Source organism: Moritella sp. Urea-trap-13, assembly GCF_002836355.1.
Classification (GTDB): Bacteria; Pseudomonadota; Gammaproteobacteria; order Enterobacterales; family Moritellaceae; genus Moritella.
The window spans coordinates 345,644-359,185 of the sequence record NZ_PJCA01000001.1 but is presented as its reverse complement, the minus strand read 5'-3'; the positions used below and the strand labels follow the sequence as shown (position 1 = coordinate 359,185).

The 13,542-nt window shown below is 40.9% G+C and carries 15 protein-coding genes; 12 read left to right on the top strand and 3 right to left on the bottom strand.

The window, feature by feature from the left end; genetic code table 11:
* Positions 1-131 precede the first annotated feature (131 nt).
* Positions 132-1,499 carry an L-serine ammonia-lyase gene (locus CXF93_RS01620; RefSeq protein WP_101060562.1) on the top strand — a complete coding sequence of 456 codons (1,368 nt, stop codon included), beginning with the start codon at positions 132-134 and terminating at the stop codon, positions 1,497-1,499.
* A 64-nt stretch (positions 1,500-1,563) separates the two neighbouring features.
* On the opposite strand, the gene CXF93_RS01615 is transcribed toward CXF93_RS01620, so the two are convergent.
* From CXF93_RS01615 to flgA, 3 genes are all read right to left on the bottom strand, one after another.
* The gene (locus tag CXF93_RS01615; protein ID WP_101060561.1) at positions 1,564-1,992 is read right to left on the bottom strand and encodes a flagella synthesis protein FlgN; all 429 of its coding nucleotides are present in this window, start codon (positions 1,990-1,992) and stop codon (positions 1,564-1,566) included.
* Between the two features lie 20 nt (positions 1,993-2,012).
* Positions 2,013-2,327, bottom strand: a complete 315-nt coding sequence (gene flgM / locus CXF93_RS01610; RefSeq protein ID WP_101060560.1) for a flagellar biosynthesis anti-sigma factor FlgM — start codon at positions 2,325-2,327, stop codon at positions 2,013-2,015.
* A gap of 73 nt (positions 2,328-2,400) precedes the next feature.
* Positions 2,401-3,102: a flagellar basal body P-ring formation chaperone FlgA gene (flgA, locus tag CXF93_RS01605; protein ID WP_101060559.1), complete on the bottom strand. Its 702-nt coding sequence runs from the start codon at positions 3,100-3,102 to the stop codon at positions 2,401-2,403.
* A gap of 165 nt (positions 3,103-3,267) precedes the next feature.
* On the opposite strand from flgA, the gene CXF93_RS01600 reads away from it, so the two are divergent.
* The 11 genes from CXF93_RS01600 (at position 3,268) to flgJ (ending at position 13,468) form a co-directional block, all read left to right on the top strand.
* Positions 3,268-4,203, top strand: coding sequence for a chemotaxis protein CheV (locus tag CXF93_RS01600; protein ID WP_101060558.1), 936 nt, complete (start codon positions 3,268-3,270; stop codon positions 4,201-4,203).
* A gap of 53 nt (positions 4,204-4,256) precedes the next feature.
* Positions 4,257-5,081, top strand: a complete 825-nt coding sequence (locus CXF93_RS01595) for a protein-glutamate O-methyltransferase CheR (RefSeq protein ID WP_101060557.1) — start codon at positions 4,257-4,259, stop codon at positions 5,079-5,081.
* A gap of 324 nt (positions 5,082-5,405) precedes the next feature.
* Positions 5,406-5,801: a flagellar basal body rod protein FlgB gene (gene flgB / locus CXF93_RS01590; protein ID WP_101060556.1), complete on the top strand. Its 396-nt coding sequence runs from the start codon at positions 5,406-5,408 to the stop codon at positions 5,799-5,801.
* Between the two features lie 2 nt (positions 5,802-5,803).
* The gene (gene flgC / locus CXF93_RS01585; protein WP_101060555.1) at positions 5,804-6,223 is read left to right on the top strand and encodes a flagellar basal body rod protein FlgC; all 420 of its coding nucleotides are present in this window, start codon (positions 5,804-5,806) and stop codon (positions 6,221-6,223) included.
* Between the two features lie 16 nt (positions 6,224-6,239).
* Positions 6,240-6,950 carry a flagellar hook assembly protein FlgD gene (locus CXF93_RS01580; protein ID WP_101060554.1) on the top strand — a complete coding sequence of 237 codons (711 nt, stop codon included), beginning with the start codon at positions 6,240-6,242 and terminating at the stop codon, positions 6,948-6,950.
* Positions 6,951-6,975: 25 nt separating this feature from the next.
* The gene (gene flgE / locus CXF93_RS01575) at positions 6,976-8,283 is read left to right on the top strand and encodes a flagellar hook protein FlgE (protein ID WP_101060553.1); all 1,308 of its coding nucleotides are present in this window, start codon (positions 6,976-6,978) and stop codon (positions 8,281-8,283) included.
* Between the two features lie 187 nt (positions 8,284-8,470).
* Positions 8,471-9,214, top strand: coding sequence for a flagellar basal-body rod protein FlgF (gene flgF / locus CXF93_RS01570; RefSeq protein WP_101060552.1), 744 nt, complete (start codon positions 8,471-8,473; stop codon positions 9,212-9,214).
* A 49-nt stretch (positions 9,215-9,263) separates the two neighbouring features.
* Positions 9,264-10,052, top strand: a complete 789-nt coding sequence (gene flgG, locus CXF93_RS01565; protein WP_017220300.1) for a flagellar basal-body rod protein FlgG — start codon at positions 9,264-9,266, stop codon at positions 10,050-10,052.
* Positions 10,053-10,092: 40 nt separating this feature from the next.
* Positions 10,093-10,848, top strand: coding sequence for a flagellar basal body L-ring protein FlgH (locus CXF93_RS01560; RefSeq protein ID WP_101060551.1), 756 nt, complete (start codon positions 10,093-10,095; stop codon positions 10,846-10,848).
* Positions 10,849-11,028: 180 nt separating this feature from the next.
* On the top strand, positions 11,029-12,183 hold the full coding sequence (locus CXF93_RS01555) for a flagellar basal body P-ring protein FlgI (RefSeq protein ID WP_101060550.1): 1,155 nt from the start codon (positions 11,029-11,031) through the stop codon (positions 12,181-12,183).
* Positions 12,184-12,481: 298 nt separating this feature from the next.
* On the top strand, positions 12,482-13,468 hold the full coding sequence (gene flgJ, locus CXF93_RS01550; RefSeq protein ID WP_101060549.1) for a flagellar assembly peptidoglycan hydrolase FlgJ: 987 nt from the start codon (positions 12,482-12,484) through the stop codon (positions 13,466-13,468).
* Positions 13,469-13,542: the final 74 nt, after the last annotated feature.

Sequence of the window (13,542 nt, the reverse complement as noted above, 5' to 3'; positions counted from 1 at the left end):
TTAAAAGCAGAGAATATGTAAGATTATAACTAATTATAGTCGTAATATTTTTCCCAAACAGTAAGAAACTTGCATCAAAAATCATGTGCTATACCTACAGTAAGTCTTATTCATTAATTAGGGAGCATTTTATGATCAGTACCTTTGATATGTTTAGTATTGGAATTGGACCATCGAGCTCACATACCGTTGGCCCTATGCGTGCCGCGTTTGATTTTTTACAACACCTCAAAGCGCTCGATAATCGACAATCAATCTTAAGTATTAATGCCGCACTGTTTGGTTCGCTAGGGCAAACGGGGGTAGGTCATGGCAGTGATATGGCGATTATTCTCGGGTTAGCAGGCTATGAGCCAGATAAAATAGATTCAGAACAAGTCCCCTCAATCTTATCGACAATAGATACAGCACAAGGCATTAACCTAACCGATATTGGTTTTGTGCCTTTTACTCGCGCTGAAAACATTATCTTACATCAGCGTAAAACCTTGTCTTACCACAGTAATGGTATGACGATAACGGCACTCAGTCACGATGATATCGTCCTTACAAAAACCTACTATTCGATTGGTGGAGGTTTTATTCTTGACCATGATCATATTGATAGGCCACTGGAAGAAAATGCCAAGACCCCGCCTAAGTATAAATTTGATAGTGCTGATGAACTGCTTGCCACGTGCCGTTTACATGGCTTGTCGATCGCAAAATTGATGTATGAAAATGAACGCCAGTTAAATACCGATGCGGTTATTGATGAAAAATTATTACAACTCCACGGTATTATGGTTGATTGTATCCATCGTGGTTGTCGTAATGACGGTATCTTACCGGGTGGATTAAACGTTCGTCGCCGCGCGCCTGGATTGTTTGAAAAGCTACAAGCGCCAGATGCCAAGGATGATACTTTTCATGGTATGGATTTCGTTAACATGTATGCGATGGCGGTGAATGAAGAGAATGCTGCGGGTGGCCGTGTGGTGACCGCACCGACTAATGGCGCTGCGGGTATTATTCCTGCTGTGATGTACTTTTATGATCAGTTTGTCAGTCCGTTAACGGAAAATAAAATTAAAACCTACCTGCTGACTTGTGCTGCAATTGGCACCTTGTATAAGAAAAACGCCTCTATTTCTGGCGCGGAAGTCGGCTGTCAGGGTGAGGTTGGCGTTGCTTGTTCAATGGCGGCTGCAGGGTTAACCGCTATTCGAGGTGGCACGTTAGAGCAAGTGGAACACGCCGCTGAAATTGGCATGGAGCATAATCTGGGCTTAACCTGCGATCCGGTAGGGGGGTTAGTGCAGATTCCGTGCATTGAACGTAATGCTATTGGTGCCGTGAAAGCGATTAATGCCTCGCGTATGGCTCGTATGGGTACTGGAGACCATAAGGTATCACTTGATCAGGTGATTAAGACCATGAAAGCCACAGGCGATGATATGAAGAATAAATACAAAGAAACATCGAAAGGTGGTTTGGCCATTAATGTGACGGTCTGTTAATAGAGAGTGTGATCGATAGTGTAATAGAGTACGTTAAGTGGGATGTTAATAGACGCGAGGAGCGTTATGATTTAAACGTCATGCCAAGTGTTGAGAATGAACCGCGAGTACGGCCTAACTTGTCATAGGTAATATTATTGCGAGAGCGACTACGGATGATGGTATCAGTGAGTCGTTTGGTATTGCGTAAATTGAGCTCAATTAATTTGCCATTAACATCATTTAATTCTTGGCATTGGGTGAGTTCGGTTTCAATTTGTTGTTTTTGAGATAAGTAGGTCGACAGTAATTCTGCGGCATCTGCATGCTGACTAATCTTGACATCAAGCTCGGCAATTTGCGTTATTTTCTGCTGTTTTTCTTGGCTGAGCTTTTCTAAAGCTGTGACATCGCGTGACTCTAACGCTGATTTTTCAGCTGTTAATAGAGCCAGTAGTTGTTCTACATAAGATACTTGTAAACCAAGTAATTCAGGCAATGTTTTTATTGTCATCTGTATCTACAGTGCACTAGTTATGAGAGTAAAGATTCGAAGTTAGACATGTTCTTTGCTAATTTATTCGCATCAACTTGATAGCTTCCATCAGCAATGGCTTTTTTCAAACTTTCTACTTTCGACTCGTTAACGGGTGTACCTTGAGCTAAATCATGTTCCATAGCGGTCAAACTTTTGGCTTGTGATGTAATGTTAACCGAGTCACCTTGGGCGATACGTTGCGGTGAAGCTTGAGTAGAATTACCACCGCTAACGTTGGCTTTCTGCTGTGCACTTCTCGCTTGATCAAGCTGGAGACTACGATTATTTAAATTGGTTAAGTTTATGGCCATTTCTCTACCTATTGAATTGTAAACAGGTGTACTAAAATATTATCGACCCTGGATAATAAAACTTTAGCATATTTTAATAGTTTATTTGAATTACGCCTGCTGCTTGGACAACGCCTGAAACGATTCGTTTCGATTTGACGTTACGCACATTGATTTTTTCACCAAGAATACCGTTAGACAAAGCTACACCACCCGTTTTTACGGTCAGATTTCCCACCGAACTGGTAATTGTAACGCTTTCACCTTTACACACAAGACAAATATCTCGTGTTGAGATCATTTGCTCTCCCGAGAGTTGTCTTTTTAATTTGGCTCTATTTACAAAGACTAAATCAGAAATATAACCGGAGCGTAATAATACTCGGTTCATATATACTATTTTAGTATTGTTTTTAGTTAATAGACGGCCTTTTGATAATGGTCGGGTACTGACGACTACTGGCACCAGCCGAATAATCTTTACCGCTACGTGAAGTTGCCAATTTTTAGTATCATCACAACGGATCCGCACTGTCGCTGAGCGTTGTAAACTTTTATTACCGACTAACTCTGCTGACATATTACCTTCACACTGAGTTACTGTTATTCTGCGGTCAATTTTCGTTACTTCTATGCTTACTCTTTCATTCTCAGCGCTAAACAGTTGCGCTTTGATAAAAGATTCCGCAAACTCCTCAATAGCCCGATGTTTATCTGCTGTGGCGTGCGCAAGTGGTAAATAGCTTACTAAACTGAAACAATATAAAAGCAGCAATGAGAAAATATATTTAAGCATTTAGGTTTCTAAGCCGATATAAGATTAAAGGTTACGTATAAAGTGATTTAATAGCCAAGTTTTTGACTACTTTATACCGTCAACAACAATATAAATGGATAATACAGTGGAACGCAAGATTTAAGCCACTTTGATAATAATAGCTACTTTAGCTGAGGATGAATAATGGCAGGATTACTCGATACGGTCAATCAACGTACACAACTCGTTGGGCAAAACCGTCTAGAACTACTTATGTTCCGTTTAAATGGGCGTCAGCGTTTCGGCATCAATGTATTTAAAGTGAAAGAAGTACTACAATGCCCGCCATTAACGATTTTACCTAAGTTGAATAGCGTGGTACGTGGTGTTGCACATATTCGTGGCAAAACGATCTCGGTGATTGATTTAAGCTTGGCTACGGGCGGTCGTCCTATTGAGGATCTGAGTAAAGCATTTATTATTATCTCTGAATATAACCGTTCTGTGCAGGGTTTCTTAGTATCAAGCGTTGAGCGTATTATCAATATTAACTGGGAATCTATTTTACCACCGCCAAAAGGCACCGGTCGCTTTAGCTACTTAACCGCGGTGACTGAAGTCGATAATGAATTAGTTGAAGTACTAGATGTGGAAAAAATTCTCCATGAAGTCGCGCCTGTTAGTATGGAAATTAGTAAGGAAGTGCTGGATACAGCAACCAACATTGATAAGACCGCGATCGAGAAAGTGATTCTAGTCGTCGACGATTCAAGTGTGGCACGTAATCAGATTAAGAAAGCGGTATCTGATCTTGGTTTTAAAATCGTATTAGCTAAAGATGGTCGTGATGGCTTAAATCAATTACGTGAAATGGCGGCTAATGGACCTATTAGCGACCAAGTTGCGTTAATGATTTCAGATATTGAGATGCCAGAAATGGATGGTTACACTCTGACTGCTGAAGTAAGAAATGACAAATCATTAAATAGTTTATATGTTATTTTGCATACCTCATTAAGTGGGGTGTTTAACCAAGCTATGGTGACTAAAGTGGGGGCGAATGACTTTATTGCTAAATTTAACCCTGATGAACTTGCCGGTGCAGTATTAAAAGCGTTAAAAGCAGCGGATCCTAGCTAGGTGACCTGTAATATCGAACACATATCTTTAGATAGAAAGTTGAGTAAAAAATAGTGCAAACATTGTCAAATGAAGTATATACCCGTTTTAGTGAATTTCTTGAGATTCAGTGCGGTATTGTATTAGGGCAAAATAAACAATATTTAGTTAAAAGTCGTTTATTGCCGCTATTGGCAAAACATAAGATGACTAGTTTAACTGAGCTAGTACAAAAATCGATGACCATGTTAGCGCGTGATTTACGTAATGATGTAATTGATGCGATGACCACCAATGAAACCTTATGGTTTCGCGACGTGTATCCGTTTGAGTATTTACAAGCTAAGATTTTACCTGAATTCATCAATAAAGGTCAGCCTGTAAAAATATGGTCTGCGGCATCGTCGTCTGGCCAAGAACCGTTTTCAATTGCGATGTCAGCGATTGAAACACAGGAAAGACTAAAACGTTTGGTGAAACCTAATGTGCAAATTGTCGGTACCGATATTTCTCCGACCATGATTAAGCACTGTAAAGAAGGGGTTTATGATCGCCTAGCGCTTGGCCGTGGTTTATCGCCTGAACGTAAACGTCAGTTCTTTACGACATTACCTGATGACAAAATGAAGGTGAATCGAGAAGTTCAGCAATTAACATCATTTCGTGAAATCAATTTGTTAGAAAGTTATGCCTTGTTGGGCAAGTTCGATATCATTTTTTGCCGTAATGTACTTATTTACTTTTCACCAAAGATTAAAAGTCAGATCCTAAATCAATTTGCCGCCTCATTAAAACCGGGCGGTTATTTATTTTTAGGGGCATCAGAATCCCTGACTGGATTAACGGATAAATTCGAAATGGTTCGTTGTAATCCGGGTATCGTATACAAACTGAAATAGTCTATCTTACGGCTAGTTAGTGTGTGAACAAGGATGTTCATTTATTGGCGGTGACTAACCTTAGTACAGCGTCAAAAAACTGTTTTTTCAACATTTTATATCTGTATTAATCATTCCTCCTTGTTTTAACCTCCTTTGGTGAGACTTGTTAACTCGCTACCTCACTTTGCAACTCATTGTTTTTTATCTGCTAAATGTTCTCTCTCCTTATTTTAAAATAATCCACCCTCCTAAACTAATATTTTGGCATACATGTTGCTTTATTCTTTCTATCATCGTAATTATCATGCGATTGATTACGATATAAATATTTAGGAGGCGTTCATGGCTATTAATTTTGATAATGCATTAGGTATACACCAATATTCAGTCGGCGTAAGAGAACGCCGTGCAGAAGTATTGGCGAGTAATATTGCCAATGCGGATACGCCGGGTTTTAAAGCCAAAGACTTAAGCTTTAAAGATGCCCTAGCAAGTGCTACTCAAGGCACTAGTTTTAATTTATCAAAAACCAGTGAACGTCATATATCAGGCGGTAGAGGAATCGCGTCTGATTTGCAATTTAGAGTACCTAACCAGCCCGATACTGGTGATGGTAATACCGTTGACGTACAAACTGAACGTGCTAGTTTTATGCAAAATAGCATGGAATATCAGGCGTCACTGTCGTTTTTAAGCAGCAAAATTCAAACTATGCGCAAGGCAATTAAAGGACAATAATTATGAGCTTATTTCGAGTCTTTGACGTTGCCGGGTCGGCAATGAGTGCACAATCGGTGCGTTTAAATACCACCGCGAGTAATCTTGCTAACGCAAATACAGTGAGTAGCAGTGCTGGTGAAACCTATAAAGCGCGCTATCCAATCTTCCAAGCACAATTAGACCAAGCTAATTCTGCACAAAATGATGCAGTTGGCGTGAATGTTGCAGGGATTGTAGAGAGTGATGCACCATTAGTTAATGAGTTTAATCCAAACCACCCATTAGCTGACGAAGATGGTTATGTATATCGTCCGAATGTAAACGTAATGGAAGAGATGGCAAACATGATTAGCGCATCTCGTTCATACCAGACCAACGTGCAAATAGCTGATTCAGCTAAGAAAATGTTAAATAAGACATTAACGTTAGGTCAAGGCTAATAGAGGGTATTTCGTTGTGACGACAATTAATAATAGCAATAACGTAGCTGACTTTAGCAGTCAGTTTAAAACGGAAAAAAAGGACGCGGCAGAGCAGGCGGCAGAAACTACCCGCAAAGAGCTTGGCCAAGAAGATTTTTTCTCGTTACTAACACAAGAGCTGGCTTATCAAGACCCGTTTAAACCGGTAGAAAACTCGGAAATGGTGGCGCAAATGGCGTCATTCACCACGGCCGATGGTATTTCTAAGATGGACAGTAAGTTTGAACAGTTAAATACCATCATGAGCTCGAACCAAGCACTGCAAGCGTCTAGCTTAGTGGGTAGCAAGGTACTCGCGCCTGCATCATCAGCATTTCTATCTGCTGGTGAGAATGTAACTGGTCGTATTGATTTGCCGCAGAGTGCGCCGAATATGCGCTTACAAATTGCTAATCAAGTCGGTGAAGTTGTTAAAGTTATCGATTTGGGTGAACAAAAGAGTGGTGCGATCCCTTTTGATTGGGATGGCACGGACATGAACGGCAATAAAGTGGCGGAAGGAAGTTACCGCTTAAAAGCGTCTGCGTCGATAGAAGGTAATGCTCAAGACCTTAAAATCTCAAGTTTCCAGCATGTTGAAAGCGTTAATATTGGTAATACCGGTAACGGTATTATGCTGAACTTAAAAGGTATGGGTAGTTTACCACTGAGCCAAGCAACAGAGGTTGCCTCTAAAACTTACTAAATTTATTGAATAAAAAGGAAGATCTATGTCATTTAACATCGCCTTGAGTGGGATCAACGCTGCTCAGAAAGACCTTAATACCACGGCTAATAATATTGCCAACGTTAATACTACAGGTTTTAAAGAGTCGCGCGCTGAGTTTGGTGATGTGTATGCAACATCGATTTTCTCAAACGCTAAAACATCGGTTGGTAACGGTGTGGCAACAGCGCATGTTGCCCAGCAGTTCCAACAAGGTAGCTTGAACTTTACTGAAAATTCGTTGGATTTAGCGATTAACGGTAACGGTTTCTTTGTTATGTCGGATGGTCTTGATTCTATGGATCGTAACTATACTCGTGCAGGTGCATTTAAGCTCGACGCGAACAGTTTTGTTACTAACTCGGCAGGTAATTACCTGCAAGTTTATGATGTAAATGATGACGGATCACCAAAAGCCGTGAGTATGGCGTCAACAAAAGCGTTACAAATTCCAGATACCGCTGGTGTACCTGAGTCAACTAGCAATGTTGATATGACGATGAATTTACCAGCCACATCCCCGGTATTAGATCCGACCAAGTTTGACCCAACGGATAGTGGCACGTTTACCTCTGCGACATCAGTATCTGTCTATGATTCATTAGGTGAATCTCATACCTTATCAACTTATTATGTTAAAGATGGTACCGTAGGAGCGCCTGCGAATTCTTGGTTGGAATTCAACTATGTGGATGATAAACCTATTGATATTGTTGGCGGCCAAGCTGTTGCCGCAGCACCGGGTACTCCGATAAAACCAGCCGCATTACGTCTGACTTTTGATTCTTCAGGTTTATTGCAACAGCAACTCCCTGCGATTGCTGAGACAGTGCCATTGGGCGCTATTTTAACCAACGGTGCTGATACTACTCAGACGATTAAAGTTAATATTAATAATCCAACTCAGTTTGCCTCTGCATTTGAAGTTTCTAAGCTTGAGCAAGACGGGGCGACGGTAGGGCGCTTGACAGGTATTGATATCGGTCCTAATGGCATGATATCAGCGAGTTATACTAATGGTCGTAATGATAAATTAGGTATGATTGCAATGGCTAAATTTGCTAATGAACAAGGTTTAAGTCAGACCGGTGATACGGGCTGGCGTGCATCACAACTTTCGGGTAGTGCGATTGCTGGCGAACCTAATTCTGGAACCTTTGGTAAAATTAACTCATCGGCGCTAGAGCAGTCAAATGTAAACTTGACCAGCGAACTGGTTAACTTAATTACGGCACAGCGTAACTATCAAGCCAACTCACGAACCTTAGAAGTGAATTCTAAACTGCAAGATACAGTATTGCAGATCCGTTAATCTAACAGGCCATTAAGCCATGTTGCAAGCGGGTTTAAGCGTTATTTAAGCTCTCTCAGTAAATTGTATTTTGATAAAAAGCCATCCTATTTAGGGTGGCTTTTTCATTTTGGCACTTTAATTGCTTTATTACTGGTATTAGACGGGTAATCAACGATTTTAACGAAAAGTGACAGAGGATTGACGAATGGACAATATGCTTTATATCTCGATGTCGGGTGCCAAAGAAAATATGAATGCATTGGCTGTTCGTGCCAATAATATCGCCAATGTGAATACACATGGTTTTAAATCTGACTTTGAACAAGCACGTTCAATGCAAGCTTTTGGTGAAGGTCTACCAACACGCGTATTTGCTATTACCGAAAGTCCAGGGCAAGACTTTACATCTGGCGCATTGCAACAAACCGGCAATGCATTAGATGTGGCGATCCAAGGTAATGGCTGGTTAAGTGTACTCGATGATCAGAACAATGAAAGTTATACCCGAGCTGGTAGTTTACACATGGGCCCTACTGGTGAGTTATTAACATCATCTGGTCGTCCTGTCATTGGTGAAAATGGTCCAATAGTTATTCCCACGCCCATTGAACAAATTAAAATCCATGCTGATGGTCGTATTGAGGTTCGTCCGCAAGGCGCACCAGCAAATGCATTGGAAGAAGTGGATCAATTAAAACTGGTTAATCCGGATGTGCGAAATTTAGTGAGAGGCCATGATGGCATGTTTCGACAAGCAGATGGCACTCCAGCTGCGGCTGATTTAAATGTCCAAGTAGCAGGTGGCGCGCTAGAAACAAGTAATGTAAGTGCTGTTGGTGAACTCACCGGAATGATTAATTTGCAACGTCAATTCGAAATGCAGATAAAAATGATGAAGACAGCAGAAGAAAATGACAAAGCATCCGACTCTTTATTACAAGTCAGTTAATTTTTCATTGATGAGTCCCAAATAGCATATATTAGACGAGGAAAGCGTTATGAATCCTGCATTATGGATAAGTAAAACCGGCTTAGAAGCACAGCAAACAAATATCTCTACCATTTCCAATAACTTGGCCAATGCCAGTACCGTTGGTTTTAAGAAAGAACGCGCAATTTTTGAAGATTTACTGTATCAAGCGGTTAATCAACCAGGCGGTCAATCCACACAAAATACCAAGTTACCTTCAGGTTTGATGATTGGTTCAGGTGCACGTGTTGTGGCAACGCAGAAAGACCATTCGCAAGGTAATATGTTAACCACGGATAACTCGTTAGATTTAATGGTCAGCGGCCGTGGTTTCTTCGAAATAGAAATGCCGGATGGGACCACGTCATATACCCGTAATGGTCAATTTACCTTAAATGATGAAGGTATTATTGTGACTCCGGGTACAGGTTACCCATTGCAACCGCAGATCCAAATTCCAGCGGATGCACAAACTGTGACCGTATCGGAAGATGGTGAGATCTCGGTAAGTCTACCGGGTCAAACCAACAACCAAACAGTTGGTCAAATTAATATTTCCGATTTTGTCAATCCGGGTGGTTTACAGCCTATTGGACAAAATATGTATATTCAAACCGGTGCCAGTGGTGACCCAGTGCAAGGTCTGCCAAGTAATGAAGGTCTAGGTAAACTAGTGCAAGGTGCGATTGAAACATCGAATGTCAACGTGACTGAAGAATTAGTCAACCTGATTGAAAGTCAGCGGGTATACGAAATGAATTCAAAAGTGATATCTGCCGTTGATGAAATGTTAAGTTACACCAATCAACAGCTTTAATTTAACTGCTAACCGTTAACTCTTATGATCGAGAATTGTCATGCGTAATTTTATCTTTGCTCTGTTTGTTTTTATGCAGCTAGCAGGTTGCACATCTTTAACTAAAGTAAAAGAAAATGTGGTCGCTAGAAATGAAGACGCCACCAAAACTGAAGATGCCAAAGAACCTGCTGATGAGAATGAAACCCCACAGCAAGATTCACCTGATTATGCACCGATTGTACCTGATGATAATCCAGTACAAGCGAAAGTAACGGGGTCGTTGTTTAACCCGCAATACAATAATAATATTTTTTCTGACATTAAAGCACGTCGCGTCGGTGACATTATTACCGTAACGTTAACAGAGTCTACCAGTGCTAAAAAACAAGCCAGTTCCAATCTCGGTAAAGATAATTCATTTGAATTAGACCCGCTCAGCCTTGGTGGCGAAGATGTCGTTATCGGCGGTTATACAATTGAAGGTAAATTAAAACAAAGTAGCTCTTTTGCGGGTAATGGTTCTGCCGATCAGAGTAACAGCCTAGAAGGTAATATTTCCGTCACTGTCATACGTGTATTGCCAAATAATAACTTAGTTATTCGAGGTGAAAAATGGCTAATGCTCAACAATGGTAATGAATTTATTCGTCTTACCGGGTTGTTACGCCCTCAAGATGTTGATGCCGAAAACCGAGTTGATTCATCGTTGATCGCTAATGCGCGTATTCAATATGGTGCGGTTGATGACTTGGGTGAAGCGCAGGTACAAGGTTGGGCAACCAAATTCCTTAACGGCAGTAAATGGCCTTTCTAACAAGGCATAACAGAAACTGGCTCCGGGTATGATAATACCCGGAGCCTATGTGTAAATTACATCTTGGTATGACAATTGCTTTTAGCTATATAACGCACATTATTTAGCGGTTGTCATAATTTTGGCAGTGAAGCATTACCAACCAAAATAATGACAATTTTTATAACACAGGTTATCTAGATGAAATTATCAACTCAGATCAAGCTATCGCATCGTATTAAATTACCGCAAAACCTATTATTGGGCATGAGCATTGCTTTGTTAAGCTTTTTTGTGCTCACTATTAATTCTGCACATGCGGCACGTATTAAAGATATTAGCTCTGTACAAGGAGTCCGAGATAACCAATTAATTGGTTACGGTCTTGTTGTAGGTTTGCCGGGAACGGGTGAAAAGAGTAACGCTTTTTCTGAACAAAGTTTTAAAACCATGTTGAATAATTTTGGTATTACTATGCCAGAAGGTGGCAAGGTAAAAATTAAAAATGTGGCACCGGTTGCGGTTAGCGCGGTGTTACCTGCATTTACGAAACCTGGTCAAACCATCGATGTGACCGTTGCTGCTATTGGTGAGGCTAAGAGCTTACGTGGCGGTTTACTACTGCAAACCTTTCTGAAAGGTGCTGACGGTCAAGTGTATGCATTAGCACAAGGCAGCTTGGTTGTTGGTGGCCTTGGTGTTGAAGGCCGAGATGGTTCTAAAGTTATCATTAATACACCAACTGTTGGTCGTATTAGTAGTGGCGCGATTGTAGAGAAAGAAGTCCCAACCCCGTTTGGTGATGGTGATTATCTGACATTCAACTTACATCGCGGTGACTTCTCTAACGCCAAACGCTTAGCAGATTCGATTAATAACCTCGTTGGACCTAATACTGCCTACCCGATGGATGCGACATCAGTACGTGTGCTGGCACCGCGTGATATTTCTCAACGTGTCGCTTATTTGGCAACATTAGAAAACCTAGAATTAAAAATGGCAGATGAATCTGCAAAAATTATCGTTAATTCACGTACCGGTACTATCGTTATTGGCCAAAATGTCCAACTTAAACCCGCTGCGATAACTCACGGTGGCTTGACCGTAACCATCAATGAAACCCAAGAGGTCTCACAGCCTAATGCGTTTGCCAACGGTGAAACGGTCGTCACCAACAAATCAACTATTAATGTCACGCAGGAAGATGCGCGTATGTTTAAGCTGGATGCGGGGGCGACACTCGATGATTTGATCCGCGCCGTCAATCAGGTAGGTATTGCGCCGGGTGATTTAATGTCAATTTTAGAAGCGCTGAAAGATGCGGGTGCACTAGATGGCCAGCTGATTATTATTTAATACCGCTAAGCTAGTTCAGCTCGGTTCACTTCAATGCTCAATTATTTGAAAGCGCTATAACCCGTGATGTGGTTTAGCGCTTTTTTTGTAGCTATTTTTTATTAAAGTATTAGTTGGTCTAAGAATTGCTTTGTTATATATAACGATTAGCGTTAATCAGTTCTTTTAATCTTAAGTTGTTGATTTTATTTGTTTTGAGATATGACAAATAAATGGCAGTAATATTAGCTTATTAATTTATAACACGAATAACTGACTATCAAAAAATAATATTGTCGAAAATAATAACGGGCTGGGTATGGATAATTCATTTAAATCAAATGTGAGCAGTAACGTCTTAGATACGCATAATCTGGATTCTTTGCGTAAACGTGCGCAAGGCAATGATGAAACGGCATTGAAAGAAGTAGCAAAGCAATTTGAATCTTTGTTTACCAATATGTTGATGAAAAGTATGCGTGAAGCCAATGCCGCCTTCGAGACCGACAGCCCGATGAATAATAACTACACGCAGTTTTATCGTGACATGCAAGATAAGCAGATGGCTGCAGATATGAGCCAAACAGGCAGTTTAGGTCTAGCGGATGTCATTGTTAAACAGCTATCCAATGATGGCGGCAATTATATGCCAGCATCGTCATTAAAAGGCGATAGCAACCCATTGCAGAACCTGCAACCAGCTAAGGCTGGCACTGCTACAGACAAAGCATTAGCGGAAGATTTAGATAGCGCAGCTATCCCTGCTGTTGACGCAGTTGGTAGTGCAGCGGCTGGCAGTGCAAAAACCGATCCAGCGTTAGCTCCGGCAGCCCCAAAAATGCAGTTTAATAGCCCCGAAGAATTTATCGCCTCATTAGCGCCTTTTGCTGACTCAGTAGGGAAACGCTTGAATGTCTCTCCTGATGTATTACTTGCGCAAGCGGCGTTAGAAACTGGCTGGGGTAAGAAAGTATCCACAGATAACAAAGGCGATAGCTCGCATAACTTGTTTAACATTAAAGCAGATAAACGCTGGGAAGGCCCAACAGCCAGTGTCGATACCTTAGAGTTTACTGACGGTGTCGCCAAGCGTGAAAAGCATCAGTTTAGAAGCTACGAAGACTTCCAATCTAGCTTTAATGATTTTGCTAACTTCTTGCAATCCGGTGACCGTTATAGTGATGCATTAAGTAATTCTGCAGATTCGGCACAGTTCTTGAATGGTTTACAGCAAGCGGGTTATGCAACAGATCCTAACTACGCAGCGAAAATTCAGAATGTGATGAAACATGATGCATTTAAATAACCTTGTTTAGTGGGTTAGTAGCAAACTATAAATAAAGAATAAGTGAAAAAAATCTTATTTTGGAGTGATTTTCT